20 protein-coding genes, 2 tRNA genes and 1 pseudogene are annotated in these 22,596 nt (G+C 64.9%); 11 read left to right on the top strand and 12 right to left on the bottom strand.

What is annotated here, in order from left to right; all coding sequences use genetic code 11:
* The first annotated feature begins 8 nt into the window (after positions 1–8).
* The 3 genes from ACLMAJ_RS16570 to ACLMAJ_RS16560 all read left to right on the top strand — a co-directional run bounded on the left by ACLMAJ_RS16570 (position 9) and on the right by ACLMAJ_RS16560 (position 1,603).
* Positions 9–710 (top strand): IclR family transcriptional regulator, encoded by a 702-nt coding sequence (locus ACLMAJ_RS16570; protein WP_412014591.1) that lies wholly within the window; start codon positions 9–11, stop codon positions 708–710.
* Between the two features lie 33 nt (positions 711–743).
* Positions 744–1,244, top strand: a complete 501-nt coding sequence (locus ACLMAJ_RS16565; RefSeq protein WP_412014590.1) for a PPOX class F420-dependent oxidoreductase — start codon at positions 744–746, stop codon at positions 1,242–1,244.
* Positions 1,245–1,417: 173 nt separating this feature from the next.
* On the top strand, positions 1,418–1,603 hold the full coding sequence (locus ACLMAJ_RS16560; protein ID WP_412014589.1) for a DUF5302 domain-containing protein: 186 nt from the start codon (positions 1,418–1,420) through the stop codon (positions 1,601–1,603).
* 122 nt (positions 1,604–1,725) lie between these two features.
* Here the strand turns inward: ACLMAJ_RS16560 and ACLMAJ_RS16555 are convergent.
* The 4 genes from ACLMAJ_RS16555 to ACLMAJ_RS16540 form a co-directional block, all read right to left on the bottom strand.
* Positions 1,726–1,798 (bottom strand) — tRNA-Glu (locus ACLMAJ_RS16555).
* A gap of 147 nt (positions 1,799–1,945) precedes the next feature.
* Positions 1,946–2,017: transfer RNA gene (locus ACLMAJ_RS16550), tRNA-Gln, on the bottom strand.
* A gap of 121 nt (positions 2,018–2,138) precedes the next feature.
* Positions 2,139–3,626: a glutamate--tRNA ligase gene (gltX, locus tag ACLMAJ_RS16545; RefSeq protein ID WP_412014588.1), complete on the bottom strand. Its 1,488-nt coding sequence runs from the start codon at positions 3,624–3,626 to the stop codon at positions 2,139–2,141.
* A gap of 16 nt (positions 3,627–3,642) precedes the next feature.
* Positions 3,643–4,419, bottom strand: coding sequence for a fumarylacetoacetate hydrolase family protein (locus ACLMAJ_RS16540; RefSeq protein ID WP_412014587.1), 777 nt, complete (start codon positions 4,417–4,419; stop codon positions 3,643–3,645).
* Positions 4,420–4,684: 265 nt separating this feature from the next.
* Between ACLMAJ_RS16540 and ACLMAJ_RS16535 the strand changes: the two genes are divergently transcribed.
* The gene (locus ACLMAJ_RS16535) at positions 4,685–5,863 is read left to right on the top strand and encodes an MFS transporter (protein WP_412014586.1); all 1,179 of its coding nucleotides are present in this window, start codon (positions 4,685–4,687) and stop codon (positions 5,861–5,863) included.
* 187 nt (positions 5,864–6,050) lie between these two features.
* On the opposite strand, the gene ACLMAJ_RS16530 is transcribed toward ACLMAJ_RS16535, so the two are convergent.
* The 3 genes from ACLMAJ_RS16530 to ACLMAJ_RS16520 form a co-directional block, all read right to left on the bottom strand.
* Complete coding sequence (locus ACLMAJ_RS16530) at positions 6,051–7,058, bottom strand: 3-isopropylmalate dehydrogenase (protein WP_412014585.1); 1,008 nt, start codon at positions 7,056–7,058, stop codon at positions 6,051–6,053.
* Positions 7,059–7,216: 158 nt separating this feature from the next.
* Entirely contained in the window at positions 7,217–8,815 is a 1,599-nt protein-coding gene (serA, locus tag ACLMAJ_RS16525) for a phosphoglycerate dehydrogenase (protein ID WP_412014584.1), read from the bottom strand.
* Between the two features lie 755 nt (positions 8,816–9,570).
* Positions 9,571–10,065 (bottom strand): winged helix-turn-helix transcriptional regulator, encoded by a 495-nt coding sequence (locus ACLMAJ_RS16520; protein WP_412014583.1) that lies wholly within the window; start codon positions 10,063–10,065, stop codon positions 9,571–9,573.
* Between the two features lie 117 nt (positions 10,066–10,182).
* Between ACLMAJ_RS16520 and ACLMAJ_RS16515 the strand changes: the two genes are divergently transcribed.
* Positions 10,183–10,830, top strand: coding sequence for a dihydrofolate reductase family protein (locus tag ACLMAJ_RS16515; RefSeq protein ID WP_412014582.1), 648 nt, complete (start codon positions 10,183–10,185; stop codon positions 10,828–10,830).
* A gap of 74 nt (positions 10,831–10,904) precedes the next feature.
* On the opposite strand, the gene ACLMAJ_RS16510 is transcribed toward ACLMAJ_RS16515, so the two are convergent.
* Both ACLMAJ_RS16510 and ACLMAJ_RS16505 read right to left on the bottom strand, forming a co-directional pair.
* Positions 10,905–11,108 carry a cold-shock protein gene (locus ACLMAJ_RS16510; protein WP_040693519.1) on the bottom strand — a complete coding sequence of 68 codons (204 nt, stop codon included), beginning with the start codon at positions 11,106–11,108 and terminating at the stop codon, positions 10,905–10,907.
* A gap of 373 nt (positions 11,109–11,481) precedes the next feature.
* Positions 11,482–12,231 (bottom strand): TetR/AcrR family transcriptional regulator, encoded by a 750-nt coding sequence (locus ACLMAJ_RS16505; protein WP_412014581.1) that lies wholly within the window; start codon positions 12,229–12,231, stop codon positions 11,482–11,484.
* A gap of 132 nt (positions 12,232–12,363) precedes the next feature.
* On the opposite strand from ACLMAJ_RS16505, the gene ACLMAJ_RS16500 reads away from it, so the two are divergent.
* Positions 12,364–13,005: a hypothetical protein gene (locus tag ACLMAJ_RS16500; protein WP_412014580.1), complete on the top strand. Its 642-nt coding sequence runs from the start codon at positions 12,364–12,366 to the stop codon at positions 13,003–13,005.
* Positions 13,006–13,050: 45 nt separating this feature from the next.
* Here the strand turns inward: ACLMAJ_RS16500 and ACLMAJ_RS16495 are convergent, their stop codons facing one another.
* The 3 genes from ACLMAJ_RS16495 to ACLMAJ_RS16485 all read right to left on the bottom strand — a co-directional run bounded on the left by ACLMAJ_RS16495 (position 13,051) and on the right by ACLMAJ_RS16485 (position 18,643).
* Complete coding sequence (locus ACLMAJ_RS16495; protein ID WP_412014579.1) at positions 13,051–13,680, bottom strand: chorismate--pyruvate lyase family protein; 630 nt, start codon at positions 13,678–13,680, stop codon at positions 13,051–13,053.
* Between the two features lie 110 nt (positions 13,681–13,790).
* A complete protein-coding gene (locus ACLMAJ_RS16490) occupies positions 13,791–15,932 on the bottom strand; it encodes a linalool dehydratase/isomerase domain-containing protein (RefSeq protein WP_412014578.1) in 2,142 nt (713 codons plus the stop codon).
* A 137-nt stretch (positions 15,933–16,069) separates the two neighbouring features.
* Positions 16,070–18,643: an ATP-binding protein gene (locus ACLMAJ_RS16485; protein WP_412014577.1), complete on the bottom strand. Its 2,574-nt coding sequence runs from the start codon at positions 18,641–18,643 to the stop codon at positions 16,070–16,072.
* 377 nt (positions 18,644–19,020) lie between these two features.
* Between ACLMAJ_RS16485 and ACLMAJ_RS16480 the strand changes: the two genes are divergently transcribed.
* The 5 genes and pseudogenes from ACLMAJ_RS16480 (at position 19,021) to ACLMAJ_RS16460 (ending at position 22,581) form a co-directional block, all read left to right on the top strand.
* On the top strand, positions 19,021–20,283 hold the full coding sequence (locus tag ACLMAJ_RS16480; protein ID WP_412014576.1) for a cytochrome P450: 1,263 nt from the start codon (positions 19,021–19,023) through the stop codon (positions 20,281–20,283).
* 206 nt (positions 20,284–20,489) lie between these two features.
* Positions 20,490–20,900, top strand: a complete 411-nt coding sequence (locus tag ACLMAJ_RS16475) for a VOC family protein (protein ID WP_412014794.1) — start codon at positions 20,490–20,492, stop codon at positions 20,898–20,900.
* Between the two features lie 446 nt (positions 20,901–21,346).
* Positions 21,347–21,685 (top strand): annotated as a pseudogene (locus tag ACLMAJ_RS16470) (pyridoxal-phosphate dependent enzyme); the annotation flags it as partial.
* 82 nt (positions 21,686–21,767) lie between these two features.
* Positions 21,768–22,370 (top strand): pyridoxal-phosphate dependent enzyme, encoded by a 603-nt coding sequence (locus ACLMAJ_RS16465; protein WP_412014575.1) that lies wholly within the window; start codon positions 21,768–21,770, stop codon positions 22,368–22,370.
* 16 nt (positions 22,371–22,386) lie between these two features.
* Positions 22,387–22,581 carry a hypothetical protein gene (locus tag ACLMAJ_RS16460; RefSeq protein WP_412014573.1) on the top strand — a complete coding sequence of 65 codons (195 nt, stop codon included), beginning with the start codon at positions 22,387–22,389 and terminating at the stop codon, positions 22,579–22,581.
* Positions 22,582–22,596: the final 15 nt, after the last annotated feature.

Raw genomic sequence — 22,596 nt, 5'->3', positions numbered from 1 at the left:
ATCGTTCTATGAGACAGCATAGCGGTATCGGCGTCCTCGACAAAGCGGTGTCGGTGTTGTACGCCGTTGCCGAGCATCCCTGCGGTCTCAACGAGCTGTGCACCCGCACCGGCCTGCCGCGCGCCACCGCACACCGGCTTGCCGTCGGCCTGGAAGTGCACCGCCTGCTCGCCCGCGACAACAACGGTCTGTGGCGGCCGGGCCCCGCCCTCGCCGAGCTCGCCTCCGGCGCCACCGACCCGATACACGAGGCCGCTGCGGTCGTCCTGCCGCGATTGCGCGAGATCACCGGGGAGAGCGTCCAGATCTACACCCGCGACGGTCACGCGCGGGTCTGCGTGGCCGCTCTGGAGCCCAACGTCGGCCTGCGCGACACCGTCCCCATCGGCTCGAGGCTGCCGCTCACCGCGGGATCCGCGGCCAAGGTGCTGCTCGCATGGGCCGATCCGGAGCTACAGCGCGCGATCCTTTCCGACGCGGTCTTCGGCGAGCGCGCGCTTGCGGAGGTTCGCAGGCGCGGCTGGGCGCAGAGCGCCGCCGAACGCGCGGCAGGCGTGGCGAGCGTCTCGGCGCCCGTGCGCGACACGGCGGGCGCCGTGATCGCCGCGGTGTCGGTATCGGGGCCGATCGATCGCATGGGCAGGCGACCTGGCGCCCGCTGGGCAGCAGACCTGGTCGCCGCAGCGGAAGCGCTACACAAGCGCCTGTAACACGTTCTAATAAGTGGCCTCTACAGTTGCCCCATGGGAGCAAATCAACGGGCCGAGATCGTGATGTCCGACACCGAGATAGCCGACTTCTTGGAGCGCAGCCGTATCGCGACCATGGCCACCATCGGCGCGAACGGCGCACCGCACCTGATCGCCATGTGGTACGCGCTGATCGACGGCGAGATCTGGTTCGAAACCAAGGCCAAGTCACAGAAAGCGGTCAATCTGCGCCGCGACCCACGGATCACCTGCATGCTCGAGGCAGGCCAGACCTACGACACGCTGCGCGGCGTCTCCATCGAAGGCCGCGCCGAGATCATCGACGACCCGGACAAGCTGTACGCGGTCGGTGTCAGCGTGTGGGAGCGCTACACCGGGCCCTATAGCGAAGAGGTCCGCCCCTTCGTCGAGCAGATGCTGCACAAGCGCGTCGCCGTGCGTCTGGTGCCGGAACGGGTGCGCAGTTGGGACCATCGCAAGCTCGGTCTGCCCGCACTGCCGCTCGGCGGCACAACGGCCAACGCACTCGACTGATCCCCGCGGCATTGAGAGCCTGGCCACATGGCCGGGATCAACCGGCGCGGCGCGACCGAATTCCGCCTGACAGGGCGGTGCGAGCGCGTTAGCGTCAGAGGGTTCGACACGAATCGGCCCTGCACGCGCGTCCAGCGGACGACGTGCACGGCCGCGACGACGAGGAGCAGGCGATGGCGGAAGCGGATAGTTCCAACAGCAGCAGTGCCGACGAGGTGAAGCGCAAGTTCAAGGAGGTGCTGGATCGCAAGAACCAGCAGTCCGCCAAGGCGTCCGATCACCTGGACGGCCGATCCAAGGCTTCGTCGGCCCAGGGCAACGCCAGCCACAAGCGCGAGTTCCGGCGCAAGAGCGGCTAGACCCGCCGACACGAAAGGCCCTCCAGAAGCCGGTCTGGAGGGCCTTGCTTGTGCCTTGAAGTGCACAGATACCAAACGCGAAAGGCTCATGCTCTCTGTGAGCATGAGCCTTCAACGCGTTGTAGCCCCGACGGGATTCGAACCCGCGCTACCGCCTTGAGAGGGCGGCGTCCTAGGCCGCTAGACGACGGGGCCAGGACTGATCTCCCACTTTCGTGGTGATCATCCGTATGATCTTTCGATCAGTGGAAGCTCGGCTAGCTTAACCGGCCGAAGCTCGGCGACCAAATCGCCGGTTGCTGTTGATCTTTCGGCCGCGAACCGAGTCGACAACAATCTCCGCTGGGGTACCAGGACTCGAACCTAGAATGGCTGAACCAGAATCAGCTGTGTTGCCAATTACACCATACCCCAAAGCACCGGGCGCTGGACCTCGTGTCTGGCTGACTCCGAGGCCGCTGTTCCTGGCCGAGAAAGAGAGTACCAAACAGCGCCCGGGTAACTACAAATCGGCTGGTCAAACGCCCGTTTTTGGCTACACCGGCTCAGATTCGACCGTTGCGCTCCACCCCTGGGCCGACCGCAACCGCTCCAGAGTGACCTCTCGGCCGAGCAGTTCCAGCGACTCGTACAACGGCGGACTGATGTGCGAACCCGTCACCGCGACCCGCACCGGCGCGAAGGCCTTGCGCGGTTTGAGCCCCATGTCATCGATAAGCGCGGCTTTGAGTGATTCCTCGATAGCGGTAGTCGACCACGCCGACAACGGCTCCAGCGCAGCAATAGCGGCTTGCAATACCGGCTCGGCGTCGGGACCGAGATTCTTCGCACCCGCGGCCGGGTCGATCGCGAAGTCATCCGCGGGCGCGAACAGGAATCGCAGCAGATCCCACGCGTCGGCCAACACCACGATTCTTGTCTGCACCAGTCCGGCCGCTACCGCGAACACTTTTTCGTCGATTTCGGCGCCGATGTGGTTGTTTTCGGTGAGGTACTCACGCAGTCGGTGAGTGAAATCACCTTGCTCCAGCAACCGAATATGTTCGGCGTTGATCGCGTCGGCCTTCTTCTGATCGAAACGGGCCGGATTCGAATTTACTTTCGAAATATCGAAGGCGGCAACCATCTCTGCCATCGAGAACACATCGTGATCATCGGCGATGCTCCAGCCGAGAAGCGCGAGATAATTCAGCAAACCCTCTGGGATGAATCCGCGATCGCGATGCGCGAACAGATTCGACTCGGGATCACGCTTGGACAACTTCTTGTTGCCCTGCCCCATCACGAACGGCAGATGACCGAACTCGGGGGTGAACTCGGCGACCCCGATTCGCCGTAATGCGCCGTAGAGGGCGATCTGCCGCGGCGTCGAGGAAATCAGGTCCTCACCGCGCAGCACATGGGTGATCTTCATCAGCGCGTCGTCGAGCGGGTTGACCAGCGTATAGAGCGGGTCGCCATTGCCCCTGGTGAGCGCGAAGTCCGGCACGATGCCCGCCTTGAAGGTTGTCTCCCCGCGCACGAGATCGTTCCAGACGATGTCCTCGTCGGGCATCCGCAATCGGATCACCGCCGGGCGTCCCGCATCCCGGTAGGCCTCGATTGCCTGTGGCGTCAGGTCCCGGTCGAAGTTGTCGTAACCGAGCTTCGGATCGCGCCTCGCGGCACGGTGGCGCGCCTCGACTTCCTCAGGCGTAGAAAAGGATTCGTACGCTTCACCGGCCGCCAGCAATTTCTGCACCACATCGAGATGCAAATCACGCCGCAGCGACTGCCGGTATGGCTCATAGGGGCCGCCGACTTCCGGACCCTCGTCCCAAGTCAGGCCGAGCCAGCGCAATGCGTCGAGAATTGCACGGTAGGAGTCTTCGGAATCGCGTGCCGCGTCGGTGTCTTCGATGCGGAAGACGAACTTGCCGCCGGTATGGCGGGCGTACGCCCAGTTGAACAGCGCCGTCCGGATCAGGCCGACATGCGGTGTCCCCGTGGGTGACGGGCAAAAGCGGACCCGTACTTCAGTCATGGCTCTCTTTCGGTCGCTAACGATGTTTAGCGGCAACGGGATTGGTGAGCGTCCCGATACCTTCGATGGTCACGGACACGTTCTGTCCCGGCTGCATCGGGCCCACGCCCTCGGGGGTTCCGGTGAGGATGACATCGCCGGGCAGCAGCGTCATCACGGCGCTCACCCACTCGATGAGCTTCGGAATATCGTGCAGCAGAAGCGAAGTGCGGCTGCGCTGGCGGACCTCGCCGTCGAGCTCGGTCACAATCTCCAGATCCGATGGATCCAAAGAGGTTTCGATCCACGGACCCAACGGGCAGAAGGTGTCGTAGCCCTTACCCCTTGTCCACTGACCATCGTGACGCTGCTGATCACGAGCGGTGACGTCGTTGGCGGCGGTATAACCGAGCACGACGTCCATGGCGCGGGCGGCGGGCACGTCCTTACACGGGCGCCCGATGACAACGGCAAGCTCGCCCTCGTAGTCGACCTGAGAGGAGCTGGGCGGCAAGATGATCGACGCGTTCGGGCCGACGATCGAGGTGTTCGGCTTGAGGAAGATCACCGGCTCCTCCGGCGCGGCCCCGCCCATTTCCGCCGCGTGCGCGGCATAGTTCTTGCCGATGCAGACCACCTTGCTGGCCAGGATCGGCGCGAGCAGGCGGATATCGGCCAGCGGCCAACTCCGGCCGGTGAACGTCGGCGTACCGAACGGATGCTCCGCAATCTCCTTGGCGACGGCATCACCTCCGTCCCCCTCGATGCTGACGAAAGCGACCCCATCGGGACTGGCAACTCGACCTAGACGCATGCCCGGCAGTCTATTGTGTCCGGTTTGCGCGGTGTCCTTTGGCAGCGCCTTCGGCGCTGCGTGTTCGCGGCCACCTTGGTCTCGCTTCGCTCGGAATACGGGGTCGTGGCGAGTGGGTGTGTCGGTAGGGACGGTCGCGACCTTGGGATGTGACCCGATCGACAGCATGGAACCGAGATCACCCGCCTCACCGGGTGTACGGTGAGACTTCAAGTTCACTTGGTGAGAATTGTGTTCCACATTATGAGATTTCGAGGTGAGGCCGATGGCTACCGTGACGCAGATTCACGACGTGCGGCGGTGGTCGATGCTCGGGCTCGGTGTATTCGCACAGTCCTCCAGTGCGGTCTTCGTCCATGGCGTTCCATTCCTGCTGCCCGCACTGACCGCGGGCGGCATGCCGCTTGCCACCGCGGGTCTATTGGTGGCGATGCCCACTGTCGGGCTGGTGTGCACATTGATCGCCTGGGGTTATGTCGTCGATCGCATCGGCGAGCGCAAGGTACTGGTCGGCGGGCCGGTGCTGATGCTCGTTGCTGGAGCCGCGGCCTCGACAACGTCGAACTATGTCGCGCTGGGTGCGCTGTTGTTCGTGGGTGGCGTCGGCGCCGCGAGTACCAATGGGGCCAGCGGGCGGGTCATCGTCGGCTGGTTTCCGCCGCATCGACGTGGGCTGGCGATGGGGATTCGGCAGACCGCACAGCCGTTGGGCGTCGGCGTCGGCGCGCTGGCTGTTCCCGCCGTTGCTGCGGCACACGGGGTTTCGGCGGCCATCCTGGTTCCGGCCATCATGGCCGGTGTCGCCGCGATCGGCTGCCTGATCTGGATCGTCGATCCGCCCCGGCCGGAAGGCAGAGCCGCCGACCGGGCCAATCCCTATCGCGGCGACTCCACGCTGTGGCGCATCCACGCGGTATCCGTGCTGCTGTGCGTACCTCAGGGCACGGTATGGACTTTCGCGTTGCTGTGGCTGCATCGCGACGTCGGCTGGTCGCTGACGGCCGCGGGCGCACTGGTCACCGCGACCCAAATCCTGGGCGCCCTAGGCAGAATCGGCGCCGGTCATTGGTCGGATCGGGTCGGCAGCCGACTGCGTCCGCTGCGGACGGTCGCCATCGCCGCCGTGCTCACCATGGCGGGCCTGGCCCTGACCGCGTGGACGCAGTCGTGGTGGGCAGCGATCCCGCTCTTGGTCGCGGCATCGGTAATCACGGTGGCCGACAACGGACTTGCCTTCACCGCCGTCGCGGAAATCGCCGGCCCCTACTGGAGCGGTCGCGGGCTCGGCATCCAGAACACCGGCCAAAACCTGGCCATGGCCGCGATCCCACCGGTCTTCGGCGTTCTGATCACCGTAAGCGGCTTCGCCGCGGCCTACTTGGCAGCGGCGGTACTAGCAGTGGCCGCCATCCCATTGGTACCTGCCGACCGCCGAACCGAGTAGCCCTGCTGCTCTGAAAGATTCGCGCCCGCCCGACTGTGGGCGAGCGCGAATCCGCGCGACCGAACCCGGGCACACAACCCGACATCGGCTGACCTCGAGAAGTTCGCCGCGCGGCGCAAGGAGGCGGGGGCCGGATGCAAAAGAACCCCGCGTCCGGAATCGGACGCGGGGCCTCTTGGGTGCGTTGTCAGACTGCGGCGGCGATTCGGTTGCCGACCTCGACGGTGGAGGCGGTGCCGGTGCGCGAGGCGAGGTCCTTGGCTACTGCTGCTTCGATGCGGGTCGCTGCGTCGGTGTTGCCGAGGTGGTTGAGCAGCAACGAGACCGAGAGGATGGCGGCGGTGGGGTCGGCTTTGGACTGACCCGCGATGTCGGGGGCGCTGCCGTGTACCGGCTCGAACATGCTCGGGTTGGTGCCCGAGGCGTCGATGTTGCCGCTCGCGGCAAGGCCGATGCCGCCGCTGACCGCGGCTGCCAGGTCGGTGATGATGTCGCCGAAGAGGTTGTCGGTGACGATCACATCGAAGCGGCCGGGGTCGTTGACCATGTGGATTGTCGCGGCATCGATGTGCTGGTAGGCGATCTGTACGTCGGGGAACTCGGTGGCGACCTCGTCGACGGTGCGCTGCCACAGCGAACCCGCGTAGGTCAGGACGTTGGTCTTGTGCACCAGAGTGAGGTGCTTGCGACGGGCCTGCGCCTTGGCGAAGGCGTAACGCACGACGCGCTCGATGCCGAAGCGGGTGTTGGTGCTGACCTCGGTGGCGACCTCGTGGGGGGTCTGCACGCGGATGGCGCCGCCGGTGCCGGTGTACGGGCCTTCGGTGCCCTCACGCACGACGACGAAGTCGATATCGGGGTTGCCCGACAGGGGACTTGTAACACCCGGGTACAGCTTCGACGGCCGCAGGTTCACGTGGTGGTCCAGCGCGAAACGAGTGTGCAGCAGCAGCCCGCGCTCGAGCACACCGCTGGGTACCGAGGGGTCGCCGATCGCACCGAGCAGGATCGCGTCGTGCTGCTTGAGCTCGGGCAGCACGGAATCCGGGAGAATCTCGCCGGTCGCATGGTAGCGCTTGGCGCCCAGGTCGTACTGCGTCTTCTCGACACCGGGCACGACCACGTCGAGCACCTTCAGCGCCTCGGCAATGACCTCGGGGCCGATTCCGTCGCCGGGGATGACAGCAAGCTTCATGACAACAATGCTCCATTCAGTTTTGCCGGTCACCGGCGTCGCCGGGTTTCACGGCGAGCTGTTTAATGCGTTGCGCGCCGCCACGAGAGGTGACGGCGCGCAACGTGGTTCAACATGAGGCCAGGCCGACCCTTATCAATTCAGCACCGGCCTGCCGATCAGAACAGGTCGACCTGAACAACCTTGGCGGCGCCGACCGCTTCGGCGATGGCGGCCTGGACGTCGGCGGCGACCTCGCGGTTGACCCGCAGGACGACGGTGGCGCCTTCCTTGTCGACATCCTGGCTCAGCTGGGCGGCAAGGATATCGATCCCGGCCTCACCGAGCTTGGTACCGATCTTGCCGAGCGCACCCGGCTTGTCCTCGTAGTTGAGGATGGCCAGGTTCAGGCCCTCGGCACGCAGGTCGTAGTTGCGGCCGTTGATGTTGACGATCTTCTGGACCTGCTGCGGCTCGGTCAGGGTGCCCGCGACGTTCAGCGTGCTGCCGTCACCGAACACCGCGCGCAGATCGACAACGCTGCGGTGGCTCGGGCTCTCCGACGCCGTGGTCACCTGGGCGCTGATGCCGCGATCCTTGGCGAGCGCCGGTGCGTTCACGAAGGTGACCTGGTCTTCGACGAGTGCCGAGAAGACGCCACGCAGCGCGGAAAGCTCCAGCACCGCAACCTCTTCGGAGGCCAGCTCGCCGCGAACCTGAACCTCGAGACTGACCGGAAGCTCGTTGGACAGCGCACCGAGCAACGCGCCCTGCTTGCGCACGATGTCCAGCCACGGCGCGACGGAATCGCCGACGGAGCCGCCGGTGACGTTCACGGCACCCGGCACGAATTCACCGGCCAGCGCCAGCAGTACGGACTTGGCGACATCGGTACCCGCGCGGTCCTGCGCCTCGGAGGTGGAGGCGCCGAGATGAGGTGTCACCACGACCTGCGGCAGCTCGAACAGCGGGCTGTCGGTGCACGGCTCGGTCTCGAAAACATCCAGGCCCGCGGCCCGCACGTGACCCGAGATGATGGCATCGGCGAGCGCCTGCTCGTCGATGAGTCCACCGCGGGCGGCATTGACGATGATCACGCCCGGCTTCGTCTTGGCGATGGCTTCCTTGCCGATGATGCCCTTGGTCTCCGGGGTCTTCGGCAGGTGCATCGAGATCAGGTCGGCGCGCTCGAGCAGCTCGTCCAGGCTCAGCAACTCGATGCCGAGTTGCGCGGCGCGGGCGGGCGACACGTAGGGGTCGTAGGCGACGATCTTGGTTTCGAAGGCGGCGAGACGCGCGGCGAACAGCTGGCCGATGCGGCCGAGGCCGACAACGCCGACTGTCTTGTCGAAGATCTCGACACCGTTGAACTTGCTGCGCTGCCAGGTGCGCTCACGCAGGGTCGCGTCGGCGGCCGGGATCTGGCGCGCGGCGGCGAGCATCAGGGTGACGGCGTGCTCGGCGGCGGTGTGGATGTTGGAGGTCGGCGCGTTGACGACCATCACACCGCGCGAGGTGGCCGCGGGCACGTCGACATTGTCGAGGCCGACGCCTGCGCGCGCGACGATCTTCAGGTTCTTACCCGCCTCGAGCACCTCGGCGTCGACCGTGGTGGCGGAGCGCACGAGGAGCGCGTCGGCCTCGGGGACCGCGGCGAGCAGCGCCGGGCGGTCCGGGCCGTCGACCCATCGCACCTCGACACCGTCACCGAGCGCGTCGACGGTCGACTGGGCGAGCTTGTCGGCGATCAGAACAACAGGACGGCCTGCTTGGCTCACGGTGGAGTACTCCTGGGGAGAAAGGGTCGGCAATTACCGCCGATCAGCTTAGTGGTCGAGGTTTCGGCACCGTCCGCACCCCAGCAGTCGGCTGCCGTCAGTGCGATCGACAGGCCCGCGCGGCGGTCGCTCCTCGATCGACTCGCCGGACAACGCAGCAGGCCCCCGGCGCCGAGCGCCTGGGGGCCTGCTGGAAGTCGAGTTAATCGACCGTCATATCTACTCAGCCGCCGAAGGAACCGGTCCACAGGGTGCTGAAGATGCCGTGCAGAGCCGCACTACCAGTGCTGAAAAGGCCGTCCAGTGCGGCGCTACCGGTGTCGATGATAACGGGGATCATTTCTTGCCTCTCGTCGAGCGAAATCCAGCCTTGCTGGCCAACACAATGGACATCGGGGCCAGAACTAATCCAGTTACGGAATTCGACAACAATGTGACGCAGACTACATTTATTCACAGATTGTGAGCTGGACGACCGTCCATAAGCATCCTGAGCTGCCGAAACATCCCACTACCAGGTCAGGGCAGATTTTCAACGCCCATAATTACTCCGGCAAAGGACCCACATTGCGAATTCCTGAGAGAAATATGGCAATCGTCTGAGAATCGGCACACCTCTCGCGCTCGATCCGAACTCTGACAAACACCGCCCACTCGCACATCGAGCCACTTGATGGCATGAAATATCGCGCGCCGCACATCACAGGTCGATCACCAGGAATGCCGCTCGAGACATCCCCCGGAATATCGCCGCGCTACGACTCGGCTACCGCGGCGGCGTAAGCCTGCGCTAGACGTTCGGTAGCCCTCGGCCCGGTCGGATCGGGACGCGGAGTGCCCAGATGGGATTCGCGCAGTTCGTCCATGAACTCACCCCACAGCTGCGGCCCACCGGCCTCCAGCAGCTCGGCACGCACGCGCAGATGCTTGGTCGTCGGCCGGTGCCGCAACCCCCAGGCGCCGAGCTGGGCCATGATCGGCACCAGCTGGATAGCGGGCTCGGTCAACCGGTACTCGGCCTTCTGCCCGGGGCGGGTGTCTTCGCGACTGAGCAGACCGGCGGCGACCAGGCGCTTGAGCCGGTCGGACAGGATGTTCGACGCGATACCCTCCTCGGACCCGGCCAGCATCTCGCGGAAATACCTGCGGTTGCCGAACATCAAGTCGCGCAGCACCAACAGAGTCCACCGGTCCCCGATCACCTCGATGGTCGCGTTGATCGGACAGCCCGAGCGTCCCTCATCACGCATGCGGTGCTCCTCTCGCGCAAAGAAAATCTCGAACTTCTGATTGCAATATACAACCAGTTGTGATTACAGTACCACCCAAGCGATTGCGGAATGCAATCACCTGACGGAAGAGTCATCATGCCGAAGCTGCGTGTACACAACATCGCGATCTCCCTCGACGGTTATGTCGCGGGTCCGAATCAAGGAATCGACAACCCACTCGGCGAGGGCGGCATGCGCTTGCACGACTGGGCGTTCGCCACGAAATACGGTCGTTCGATGGGCGGCGAGGACGCCGACGGCGACACCGGCCTCGACAATGACTTCCTCATGGCCGGCGACGTCGGGATAGGCGCAACCATCATGGGCCGCAACATGTTCGGTCCGATCCGCGGACCGTGGACCGACCACGAGTGGAACGGCTGGTGGGGTGAGAACCCGCCCTACCACCATGACACTTTCGTGATGACCCACCACCCGCGTCCGTCGGTGTCGATGGAAGGTGGCACCACGTTCCACTTCGTTGACGAGATCCCGGAAAAGGTACTGCGCCTGGCGCTCGAGGCAGCCGACGGCGCGGATGTGCGGTTAGCGGGCGGCTCATCTGCCGTCCGGCAGTTCCTGCTCGCGGGCCTGGTGGACGAACTGCACCTGGCCGTCGTCCCGATCCTGCTCGGTGCGGGCGAACGACTTTTCGACGGCCTCGGCACGCTGCCCGGTTACGAGCGCACATCGGTAGCAAGCTCCCCCGCTGTCACCCATGTCCAATTCGCCAAGCTTGCCTGAGCGAATCGGCCCCGGATATGGCAAGAGGCTCGCACCCCCTGCCGGGTACGAGCCTCTGGAGAAGTCACGCTTGATCAGATAGCGCGGACGTCCTGGGCCTGCGGACCCTTCTGGCCCTGGCCGATCTCGAACTCCACACGCTGGCCCTCTTCGAGGGACCGAAAACCCGAGCCGCTAACGGCCGAGTAGTGCACGAAGACGTCGGGGCCGCCTCCGTCTTGGGCGATAAAGCCGAAGCCCTTCTCGCTGTTGAACCACTTCACACTGCCTTGAGCCATGTTCGTTACTTCTTACTTCCTGTAGGTGAGTCAGGCAGATCACTTCGATAAGCCCGATCTCGCCGTCAAGAATGCCATCATCCGACGTATTCCTCCAGCTCTGGCATCCCCAGCCGTGAGCAAAACAACGCCCCCTCGGCGCTTTCGCGTCGGATTCGAGCCTTCGCCGAAGGTCTCAGAACGGCTCTGACGGCGGGCGGAGGCAATTACCGGGCTGGTTCGAGACCACCCCGAGATCGCAATGTTGCAGTCGCACAACAATTGCGGCGTTGGGCCGCCCACCTACCGAGTGCCGTTGGCGCCGATTGCGGAGCTTCCCGCCGGACTGCTCCGCAGCGTCACTCGACGCACCGGATTCGCGCCCGCTCGCGACTCAGGACGGCGCGTCCGGGACCGCGGCGGCAACACCGTCGAGAATGAGCTCGAGGCCGAAAGTGAAGTCAGGGTCGGCGGTTTCGTCGTTGGCGGGTTGCGCTTCGAAGATGCTCGCGGCGAAAAGTCGAGCGGCATCCGGGAAGCGAGCGGGATCGACGAGCCCGGCCATATCTCGGCCGTAATTCTGCTCGACCTGTGCCTGTTCGAGCCCGGCCGCCGCGCTGCCCTGTTCGAGTTGGTTGGCCAGCACGTAGCCCTGCCGGACGTATCCGCTCACGACCGTGATGACGCCGACTTTGGCCGACCAGTCCAGATTCGTATCGCGCAGCGCACGCAGCCCCGCGTCCATCCAATCGATCGCGTTGGGGCCGCGCGGCGGGCCACTGATCGGCAGTTGGGTCAACCAGGGGTGACGACGGTAGACCATGAGCTGCGCCAGCGCCCAGCGCCGCAGATCCGCGCGCCACTGTCCGCTCGTCTCGATGTCGGCCGGGCCGAAGCCCAAATCACCCATCAAGACGAGCAACTCGTCTTTGGAGCCGATGTGCCGGTACAGCGACATGGGCGTGACGTTGAGCGCCGCGGCGATTTTCGGCAGCGTCGCGCCGGACAGTCCGTCACGGTCGGCCAGCGCCACTGCCGTGCCGACGACTCGATCCACGTCCAACTCCGCGGGGCGGCCGAGGCGCGGACCGATCGGCAGTCGCCATAGCCGGACGAGCTGGTCGGGCAGATCTTCTTCGGCCATAAGCCGTGGTTACCTCTATTCTCGCTGGTCATAGCGTCGCGCAACTTTAACATGTCTCTTATAGTATAAGTCGTATACTATCTAGCGACGGTGGAAGAATCCGCCCCGAACTCCCCCGGAATGTGAGAGCACATGGACGCCAACGCAATACGCCGCACCGCAGGAATCGCCGGTCTGGTCGCAGCCGTACTCACGCTGATCGAACTGCCCTTGTACTTCGTCTACGACGGGCCACCGCCCGACTCGAATGTGCTGACCCGCAGCCTGTTCGGGCTCGCCGGGCTCACACTGCTCGTCGTCTTCATGACGGGCCTGGGCTACCTACTGAAACAGACCGCCTACGAATGGGTCGGCACCGTCGCCGCCACCGCGGGACTGATGTGGGTGACCGTCGCCTTGGTATCGACGGGTCTCGAGGTCGGTGCGGTCATCGAGGCGCCCGACCCCATCGATCCGACCATCGCGGTCAGCGGTACCTACATCCTGTACGGCACGATCTCCCGCCTGCTGGAGGCATTATTCTTCGTAACCTTGGGATTCGGGGTCATGCGCACCGCGCTGCTGCCACGCTGGGTCGGCAGGTCGGCATGGGTGCTCGCGCTGATCAACCTCGCCTTCGTCCCCTCGCTGTTCTTCGGCAACACCCCCGCCGACTTCTATGCGGCCAACGGCTGGGGCACCACGGCGACGGTCGGCGGCATCACAATGCTTTGGATCCTCGCGGTCGGCGGCACGCTGGCGTTCACCCGCGCGCCGTCCGCGCAGCCGGCCTGATCCGCGGGCACCAGGCGGTCCGACCTGGTGCCCGCGACAACGCACTCACTGCAGAAACCATTCGTTGATGACCAATGACGGAACGCCACGGACGATGATCCGATAGCTGCGGGCACATACCGAATCGAATGTCCCGCCGAAGTAGAGCAATTGCCTGCGTGGCTCGGCCTTCATTGCTTGCAGAGCAGCACCGATGCCCGCGGCCTGGGATTGGAGTGCGTCACGGAAACCAGCGGGCAGACGATTCATCACGATCAGGGATTCCGCACGTAGATAGCGGGTGCCCGAACGCATGCCGACGAGATCGACATACCGCGCTACGACCTCGTCTTCGGGTCGCACGTCGAGCCAACGGTTGTGGCTCTGCACAGTCGTCGGCTCGTGTTCGGAAACGCCGACCGCCGCGATCGGTTCGAGAGCGAACGCTTCGAGCAGGCGGGTGACGGTGCCGTCGTTCATCAACAGGCTGCGATGGTAGGGACTCAATTCCGCGGCGTGTAGGTCGCGCCAGTCGGCCGGGCGATCGTCCTGTGCCTCGAAATGGCGTCGCATCAGCACATCCGGGTCGGTACCGGCCGAGACCGGGGCAGCCACCCCGCGCACCGGACCAGCGGGAGGGCTGGTAAGGATTGTGGGGTACTCGGGGTCTTGCCGCAGCGGTTCGATGATTGTCATGGTCCGACACTTCCTGGACGGGCGATTAGCTTTCTGCGTACCGAGCATTCTTGGATAGGTAGACGACGCGCATGGGGTGCTGCCGGAAAACTACGTAGGTAGACCGCTGCTCAGATCGGCCGTAGTTGGAATGTGCTGCGTCCGGGGAGGTCGATGGTCACCGACATCCGGCCGTGCTCGTCGGCCGATGCCACCGGTATTACCGCGCCGAGGATCAGGTAGTCGCGGCGCGGCAGCAACTGGTCGAGCAGCACGGTGAACCGGCCCGGTTCCTTACCCGGGTAGAAGACCGCTTCCAGGCCGTGTCCGTCCGAAACCGCCTTCGCCACAATAACTTCGGGGTGTGGCACATCGACGATTCTCGGTCCGTTGTTCCAGGCCTCCGGCCGGGGCCGACTCATCATGTCCGCCAGCACGTAGGGACGGCCGAGAGCGCCGAAACCCAACATTCCATTCGCGTGCACCGACGCCGATTCGAAGCGCGACACCCCCGATTGCCGTTCGTCCTCGGTGAAACACAGTTGTTCGACCGCCTCGCGCCACAGTCTCTGGTGCCATTCGGATTCGCCGCATTCCTGCGCGAGCAGCATCGCCGCCGCCAAGGACTCAGCGTTCGATTTCGCGCGCGAACCCCAGTCCTCGGCGACCGGGGATTCAGCGCCGCCCGATCCTGTCCGATGGAATTGCCCGGTATCGAGCCATTCGTGGCGCAGGACTTCCCACGCACGCCACGCGAGATCCGGTAAAAGCGGTGCGACGAACGCCGCGATGCCCGCAGTCGTGGCAGGTCCACGGAAAGCGCGTGCGGTCAGTCCGAGTCCGGAGGCGATGAAGGTGACGATATCCCCGTCGGCAGCGGTGAACTCGGCCGCGAGTCCGGCCTGGAATCGGTCGACGATCGGTGTGGCGCTGGAGGTCCCGTTGACCGCATCCGATACCGCGACGCCGGCTGCGCTGACCGCATTGCAGTAGGGGAAGACCAGCCCGTGCGTGCGGGCCCGGCCGACAGGTAACGGTTCGCAGGGCCACAGCACGAAATCGCTGTCGAAATTCCGGATCACGATGTCGTTGATCGTGTCGTGGCGATAGTCGAATTGCCTGCCAGGTGACCAATGGAAGCGCAGCGAACCGGGCTCGGCGAAGCGTGCGTCGCCGGTGGCCTGCCGGAACATCCCCAGCTGGAGATTGAGATAGCCGGTGAACATGATGTTCTGCGGCACGTCGACGGGATCTACCCGCCGTTGGCGGAAGTCCCAGTTGCCCAACAGGTTCTGCTGATTCCAGTAGCCCCATGCGGCTTTGTCCTGTGCGCGGGCGATCAGGTCGAGTTGCGCTCGGTGCAGTGGGCCCAACAGCGCCGGAGTGTGGGAGTAGCCGTACACGGCCAAGGCCCAGCCGAGCGCGTTGAGCTGATAGCGGTACTGCTGCAGCGGTCCGGGGCCCTCCTGATCGAAGCCCGCCCAATCGTCCGGTGACTGCATGGCGACGCTGAGCAGGTACCGCAGTAACGCCAGCTGCTGGGGACTCGCTTCGGTGACTTCTGGTGTGCCCGAGTGGTGTCGATCTCGCGCCCGAGGGGGCTGCGCGGTCCTTTGATCGGCGAGGTAGCGCGCTCGTTCGGCCCCGACGCGTTGCGCCGACCGGTGCCGGAGGCGCTCACGGACGAGGACGACCACCGAAATGCTCACGACCGCTACGAGAGATCCCAAGGGCACCAAGGACATCGGTCCCGGCATGTCCGCGTGCGCGGATACCAATCCGGCGGCCGCTGCGGCGGACACTAGAACGATCGCGGGCAAAGTCACGTAGTCCGAGCGGGCGATCGAACGAAACATGAACGCCCACAACGCCGCGACAAGCACTCCGAGAAACGCCGCGACATGACCGACGACCACGACCACCACTGGTGCGCTCACGACGGCGGCCGCCACCAGCGCGACGATCGACACCGCCGCCGTGGATGCGACGAACGGGTGCCGCCGCAGCGTCCACAGCGCACCTGCGGCCTCGAGGAGAATCACTGCAGCATGCGCGAGGACAAAGGGCGTGCTGAACGAATGATGCAGTGCCGGAATCGCATACAGCAGCCCGGCGCCCGGCACGACGAGACCGGCGCCGAACGCCCGCCAAGCGCCCGAAAGCCCGAGCAAGGCAGGCCCGAACACCGCCGCGGCCCACACCACCGCCACGACGAGCTGTGTTCGGCGCAACCACCGGGCGGTGGACGGCCCGCGCAACCGCAAAGGATCCATATCGGCCTCGAATCATCGTCACAGCCACACCGCGGTCGGCCGGAAAACCGGTCCGAATCGCCAGAACCGAGCGATCGAGAACAGCGTGGCCGAATACGTAGCGACCACCGCATCCGTAGCGGATACGCAACAGACGGTCAGGGGCGCTGACGACGTGCGGCTTCCGCTCGCACTTCGCGAAGCAGAGTCTTCGGCACGAATCCGATGATGTCCGCGCGGGAGTTGGTCACCAGCTTCTGCAAAATGGCGGCCACCTGAGTATCGACAGTCCGGACGGACGTCCCTCGTCTGGCCGCGATCGCGGAATTGGTCCACCCGGCCGCGGCCATCGTCGCGACCTCACTCTCCGCCGATGTCAGCTCCTGCCACGACGAGGGGCCTGATCTGTCGATCGGCACTCGGACTCGCAACACCTCCGCGGGCAAGGTACCCAGCGCGAGGCGCAGCACCTCACCGAGTTCGGGGCGCAGCAAGGAACCTCGAGTCTCTGCCGCCGTGAACGCCTCGTCGCCGAGCACATCGCGGGCGACGGCTGAGGCTTTCTCGGTCTCGTCGGCGAAGGGCCCCAACTCGTTGATGTCGATTCCGAGCCTGGATCGGAGTGTCCTTGCACCACCGTTGAGTTGGGCGGTTTCGGTCGCAAGGGCGACGATAGCGCCGCGATCGGGCTTGCCGCCGGCGAGCGCATCGGCGATGAGTTGCGCCAACGACCAGGCTCGGAACTGCACCGCCCACAGCCCGCCCCACTGATCCCTTGTCAGCAACTGATGCGTCAGCGCGATCCGTATGAAATCGGCTGCCTCAGTGGGTTTCCCGTGTCTGGTCAAGACGATCGCCCAGGCGAGCTCAGCCCAGGACTTCGCCCACTTCGCACCCGAAGCGCGAGCCCGGTCCAGGAACGGTGGTACAAGTTCGTAGGCTTGTTCCGGTGTTCCGAGCAGACCGGCGGCCAGGCAGGCGAACAGCTCACTCATCGTCGCACCGCCGTGTTCACCCGATCCATCGAACTTTTCGCGCGCCCGCCCGAGTACGGTTATTGCCGCCGGATCTCGTTGCACAACCAAAAGCTCTACGCCCCAGGCGAATTCGATCGATGCGGGCAGTCCGATATCGGACTCGGTGGTGTGCCGCCAGTTCGAGGGATCGTCGGTGTCGAGTGTGCACGCGGCGACGCATTCTTCGAGCATTCGCTCGGCTGCCTCGCGTTCGCCCTGGCACAAGGTGAGCCACACCAGCAGCGCCATGGCTTGTATTCGCAGTTCGACGGGTTGCGGGTGTAGCGAACCGGTGGCGTGCAGCGCGCGTTCGGTCCATCGGCGCATTTCACGAAACGAGCCTTTGAAGAACGGCAAGCGCAGCGCGAGCAGTCCGGTGCAGATCTCCAGACCGACCGCGGCGTCGCTCGGGGTCGCGACGCTGCTGTCGATCGCGGTCAGAATGTTGTTCCACGCCGCACGAGCCCAGTCCAGTAGGTCCTGCTCGGCGGGGCTGAACCAGGTGGCCGCCGCATGTACGACCTTGTCCCGGTAGTAGCGCCGGTGTCGCTCAGCCAATCGTGCCGTTTCGTCGGACTCTTCGGTGGAACGTTCGCGTAGTTGTCGCCTTGCGAAGATCCGAAGGCTTTCCAGCAGGGAGTAGCGCACGGTCGATGGCGTCATGTGCGCCGACACCAGGGACTGATCGACAAGCCGTTCCAGCAGACTCTCGATATCGGCCTTGGCCAACCGCACTACCCCGCCATTGGGCTCGAGGTCGGAACAGACTGCTTCTATGGCCTCCAGGTCGGCTCCGACGTCCACCGCGGCGCCGATTTCGTCCTCGGGGTTGATGTCGTGTCCCGCGGCGAATACCGACAGGCGCTCGAAGAGCAGCCGCTCCTCGGGGCTGCACAGGTCGTAGGACCAGGCGATGACGTCGCTGATGCCACGGTGTCGGGCCTCGGCCCCGACCCTGGGCCCGTGTGACCATCGCATTCGTTTGTCGTCGTCGTCTTCGCCGCTGAGTTCTCGAAGAATCACCGCCAACGGTTGGCGCATCAACCGCGCGGCGGCAAGTCGAATGTAGAGGGGGTTGTTGTGCACGTGCCGACAGATCTTGTCGGCGATCGCGACCTCCTCGGCGCTGGTAATCGGGTGTCGGGCGAGTTCGGATCGGTGCCGGAACAGTGCGAGCCCATGCTGCTGCGACAACGGCGGGACCACCGCGACCTGTTCATCCACCCATCCGATGGCCTCGCGGCTGGTCGCCAGGATGCTGAGCCGGGGCACCGCTTCCAGCAGGCGGGCGATCAGGTCACCGGCTCCGGCGAGCACGTGTTCGCAGTTGTCCAGCACCAGCACGGTTTGGCGGGGCCGGCCCACGGAATCCTGTTCGGTGAAGGTGTCGACCAGTGCCTGCCACAACGGTCGTCCCGAGAAGTCGGCATCGACGACCGCCTGCGCGACCTCTTCTTCGACGGCGGCGATATCGGCGCCCTTCGGCAGTCGTCCGAGCCCCACCCAGTGCACCGCGGTGCGCCGTGCCTTGCGGTAGCGGGCCGTGGCCTCGGCGGCCAACCGGGTCTTGCCGATGCCGCCCGAACCGACCAGCGTCAGCAATTGAACCGAACCGAGCAGTGCGGTGATGATGTCGTTCAGCTCCGCCTGCCGACCGACGAAACCGTCTACCGGCCACGGCTGGTCGGCCACCTCATCCTGGTATCGCGCCACCATGACGAGCAGGTTAATCGGATTGCGAAGTCGGTGGGGGCTTCAGGTGGGTTCCGACGGCTCAACTACGTATCGGATACCGATGCGGCATTACCTACGTAGCTGCGCATGCTGTTCTCGACCGACTGCTCACGTCGTGCGTCAGAGCGGTTGGGTGGACCCGCGCTCGGGTCCCCGACGATGTTGCGAGGTACCGAAAACGTGGTGTGCTGTGTCCTGCTCGGCGGGTTGATGCTGTTCGGACCGCGAGGTCTGCGCCTGTTCCGTGCGCTACGCGGAGATCAGCCGCCCCAGGCGGCGCGCCCGCCGCTGGAGGCGACGATGTCCCGTCATCTGCTCGTAGCTTCCGGTCCGGGCCACCGCCATTCGGAGCCACTCGGTTGACCACCCCGCAGAGCCCCGCCCAACCCGCGAGTTGTCCTGTGCCGCATCACGGCTCGCCCGTCGACACCGACAGGCAGCGCGTTCCGTTGCACTCTCCGGAGTTCGCGGCCGACCCGCATGGCGCCTACCGGGACATGCGCCGCCGCTACGGATCCATCGTGCCGGTGGAACTGGCGCCCGGTGTGCCTGCCACGCTGGTGATCGGCTACCGCACCGCGGTGCGGATCCTGCACGACCCGGAGCATTTCCCGGCCGATCCGCGCACCTGGCAACAGGACATACCCGCCGACTGCCCCGTTCTGCCGGTCCTGGAATGGCGACCGAACGCGCTGCGCAGCGCGGGCGCGGAGCACGCCCGCTATCGGCAGGCCAATATCGCGAGCATCAACGAGGTTGATCTGCACGCTCTGCACGCCACCGTGGAGCGCATCGCCGTCCCGTTGATCGATGCCTTCTGTGAAACCGGTACGGCCGACCTGGTCAGTCAGTACGCGCTTCCGCTCGCCTTCGAGGTCATCAATGCGATGATCGGCTGTCCGCCGCAGATCGGGCAGCGTGCGGCCGCCGGGTCGGTCGCGATCTTCGACGGAATCGACGCCGAACAGGGCAACAGAATGCTGACCGACGCATTCATGGAGCTGATCGAGCTCAAACGGGCCGAGCCCGGCAACGACATCACCACCCGACTGCTTCAGCATCCGAGCAACCTCGACGACGCCGAACTCGTCCATCAGCTCGTCGTCCTGTACGGCGCGGGCATCGAACCCCAGCAGAACCTGATCGTCAACACCATGCTGCTGATCCTGACCGGCGACCGTTTCGGCGGCGATGTGCTCGCCGGGAGTCTGTCCACCAGAGACGCCCTCGACGAAGTCCTGTTCAACGACCCCCCGATGGCGAACTTCTGCCTCACCTACCCCCGGCAACCGATCCTGATCGACAACGTCTGGCTCCCCGCCCACCAGCCCGTCGTCATCAGCATGGCCGGTTGCAACAACGATCCCGCCATCAACACCGGTAATCACACCGGCAACCGCTCGCACCTGTCCTGGAGCGCGGGCCCGCATTCCTGCCCGGCCGCCAGCGCCGCCTATCTGATCGTCCAAGACGCCATCGACCAACTCCTCGACGCTTTGCCTGATCTGCGACTGGCCGTTCCGGCCGACGAATTGACCTGGCGGCCAGGCCCTTTCCACCGCGCGCTGGCCGCGTTGCCCGTTGTCTTTCCCACGTCCGCGCCGTCCTCGACCTTGTCCTGACGTCCTTCGCGGGACATCACAGTGCCCTGAGAAATGACCGCGTGGGTTCCGCGGGCTTTGCTGCCGCTCGAGGAGCGAGCCGGCGTACAGGTACACCTACGTGGTCGGCGACGACATCGCCGATGACCAGGCTCTACCGACGGCAGCAACATTGTTGGGACGTGACATCGAAGATCGCAAGAAACGCACCGATGAAGGAGACCGAAATGCTGCAGGGAATGGCGACGAGCACGTTCTACGCCGACGATCTGGAGGTCGCGAAGGACTGGTACACCGAGTTCTTCGGCGTCGAGCCATATTTCACCGTGGCCGGTGCCTACTACGAGTGGCGGATCGGTGACTACCAGGCGGAATTCGGCATCGTCAACCGTGCGTACGCCCCCGCGGGAGCCAAGAACACACCCGGTGGCGCCATCCTGAACTGGCATGTGAACGACTTGCAAGCCACCTTCGACCGCTTACAAGAGCTCGGTGCCACTGTGTACGACCCGATCACCGAGCGCGGTGCGGACACCGGCTTCATTACCGCTTCGGTGGTCGATCCTTTCGGCAATATCCTCGGGCTGATGTCGAACCCGCACTACCTCGAGGTGCTGGCGAAAACCGGCCCAGCGTAATCCACCAGCGCGCAGGTCGATCCGGGGGCGACTCGTCGGCATCGCCCGAGCAAAGCCCGGACGATGCCAACCCCGAACACGGAGATCTCATGGCACACCTCGAACACTCGGCCCCTTGCGCCTTCGCCGATCCCGGACAATGGGAGGCAAGAATCCGGACACGCCGCGATCCGAGCCGCACAGGCCGACGGACGATGGGACGCGGCATACGAGTCGCAGCGCAACGCCACAGCGCCGGAGGACCTTTCGGCTGCCCTCGCCGATAACGACCGCGCGCTCACCGATTCGAACTCCTGGACCGCACGCATCGATACGCCCCCTGTTCCTGCGCCTGATGAAGGCGAAGTCACCAGTCAGCCGCGCATCCCAGATCGCCGAGACCATCGAGACACTGGCCACGTGAAGTGACCGCTGACCGCTGACCGCTGACCGCTGACCGGGAAACGATGAACGAGCTCGAGATGGCAATGCGCCGTCTAGTTGACCGGATAAGTGCCGCATTCAGTTCCGTCGTTTCCGGACGTCACCGCGTCACGCGTCATGTCAGCGAGGAGATCAGCATGGGCATCGACAATACTGTGAGAGCGGACAAGGGCAATGGGGCAGGCATCGCTATGGTTGCTGCGAATCTGCCACCTGGGAAATCTCTCTATTTAGCCTCGTCTGGCAACCATGCAATCGCCTACGCCGAAGCCGCACGGCGGCGTGGAATTCCCCTCACCGCGGTGGTGCCCGAAAATACCTCACCACTCAAGGTCGACAAGCTGAAGTCGTTGGGCGCGAACGTGGTTCGGCATTGGGGGCGAACTGGGATGCGGCCAACGAGCACGCCAAGCGGATCAACCAGGACAGTGGCGGGTTGTGTTCATGGATGTGTCCGCGCCGGATTCCGTTGCGGCACTGGGCACCGCAGTCCACGACATGATGTCACAAAGGCATTTCGCGGACGCCGTCATACTGTCGGGCGTCGGTGGAACCATTGCCTCGGCCGCGCAGGTGGTGCGCGATTACGGGCATACCTGGAGACGTGACTACACCATCCTGATCGCCTGCCCGGAGCGCGCCCCCACCCTCTATGAATCCTTCAAAGCAGGCGCGCCGGTAACGGTGATGCCGCACACGATGGCCGAGGCGATGCAAGTCGCGACCGTCGACGCACACCTGCTCTCCGACATCGTCACCTACGCCGACGACGTTGTCCTGGTTCCCGAACGTTGGATCGAGCAAGGTATTCCACTGCTCAGCAATGCCACCGGCCGCCCCATCGAAGGCGCGGGTGTCGTGGCCCCGATGGCGGTCCTCGGATCCCACGGCATCCCGCACGGAGCCAGCGGCACTATCCACGACCTCCGCGGTCAGGAAGTGGTCACCATGGCCAGCGGCGGCAGCATCGCCCAGGACGCGGTAGACGCGATACACATCGACAAAGGAAATACTTCGCGGCCGTGTGAGCTCGGATCGGACCTATGAAGGCGATCGCGTACCTATGAGCTACCGATGCGATACAGCCACCCAGTCGGCGACGCTGATTTCGCTCGATACTTCTCGCCCAAGCACCGGCGATGACTCCGCCGCCGAGACTCGCAACCGCGGATACCGCCCGAAAGAAACGATGATCGCTTATGACGCAGGCGCACTGTGCAACGTCATCGATGTGGCGGTGCAGACCATTACGGCATAAATTCTCGGCACCGAC

Origin of the sequence: Nocardia arseniciresistens (genome assembly GCF_046764875.1) — a bacterium.
GTDB lineage: Bacteria > Actinomycetota > Actinomycetes > Mycobacteriales > Mycobacteriaceae > Nocardia > Nocardia arseniciresistens.
Note: the sequence above shows the minus strand (reverse complement) of the source record. Positions and strands in the feature narration are given on the sequence as shown.

Excerpts from the sequence above, each read along its gene's own strand:
- ACLMAJ_RS16535 (WP_412014586.1), top strand. The coding sequence starts at position 4,685 with ATGGCTACCGTGACGCAGATTCACGACGTGCGGCGGTGGTCGATGCTC.
- ACLMAJ_RS16475 (WP_412014794.1), top strand. The coding sequence starts at position 20,490 with ATGCTGCAGGGAATGGCGACGAGCACGTTCTACGCCGACGATCTGGAG.
- ACLMAJ_RS16490 (WP_412014578.1), bottom strand. The coding sequence starts at position 15,932 with ATGGATCCTTTGCGGTTGCGCGGGCCGTCCACCGCCCGGTGGTTGCGC.
- ACLMAJ_RS16500 (WP_412014580.1), top strand. The coding sequence starts at position 12,364 with ATGGACGCCAACGCAATACGCCGCACCGCAGGAATCGCCGGTCTGGTC.
- ACLMAJ_RS16485 (WP_412014577.1), bottom strand. The coding sequence starts at position 18,643 with ATGGTGGCGCGATACCAGGATGAGGTGGCCGACCAGCCGTGGCCGGTA.
- ACLMAJ_RS16510 (WP_040693519.1), bottom strand. The coding sequence starts at position 11,108 with ATGGCTCAAGGCAGTGTGAAGTGGTTCAACAGCGAGAAGGGCTTCGGC.
- ACLMAJ_RS16565 (WP_412014590.1), top strand. The coding sequence starts at position 744 with ATGGGAGCAAATCAACGGGCCGAGATCGTGATGTCCGACACCGAGATA.
- ACLMAJ_RS16520 (WP_412014583.1), bottom strand. The coding sequence starts at position 10,065 with ATGCGTGATGAGGGACGCTCGGGCTGTCCGATCAACGCGACCATCGAG.
- gltX (WP_412014588.1), bottom strand. The coding sequence starts at position 3,626 with ATGACTGAAGTACGGGTCCGCTTTTGCCCGTCACCCACGGGGACACCG.
- ACLMAJ_RS16515 (WP_412014582.1), top strand. The coding sequence starts at position 10,183 with ATGCCGAAGCTGCGTGTACACAACATCGCGATCTCCCTCGACGGTTAT.
- ACLMAJ_RS16540 (WP_412014587.1), bottom strand. The coding sequence starts at position 4,419 with ATGCGTCTAGGTCGAGTTGCCAGTCCCGATGGGGTCGCTTTCGTCAGC.
- ACLMAJ_RS16465 (WP_412014575.1), top strand. The coding sequence starts at position 21,768 with ATGGATGTGTCCGCGCCGGATTCCGTTGCGGCACTGGGCACCGCAGTC.
- ACLMAJ_RS16530 (WP_412014585.1), bottom strand. The coding sequence starts at position 7,058 with ATGAAGCTTGCTGTCATCCCCGGCGACGGAATCGGCCCCGAGGTCATT.
- ACLMAJ_RS16460 (WP_412014573.1), top strand. The coding sequence starts at position 22,387 with ATGAGCTACCGATGCGATACAGCCACCCAGTCGGCGACGCTGATTTCG.
- ACLMAJ_RS16505 (WP_412014581.1), bottom strand. The coding sequence starts at position 12,231 with ATGGCCGAAGAAGATCTGCCCGACCAGCTCGTCCGGCTATGGCGACTG.
- ACLMAJ_RS16570 (WP_412014591.1), top strand. The coding sequence starts at position 9 with ATGAGACAGCATAGCGGTATCGGCGTCCTCGACAAAGCGGTGTCGGTG.
- ACLMAJ_RS16495 (WP_412014579.1), bottom strand. The coding sequence starts at position 13,680 with ATGACAATCATCGAACCGCTGCGGCAAGACCCCGAGTACCCCACAATC.
- ACLMAJ_RS16560 (WP_412014589.1), top strand. The coding sequence starts at position 1,418 with ATGGCGGAAGCGGATAGTTCCAACAGCAGCAGTGCCGACGAGGTGAAG.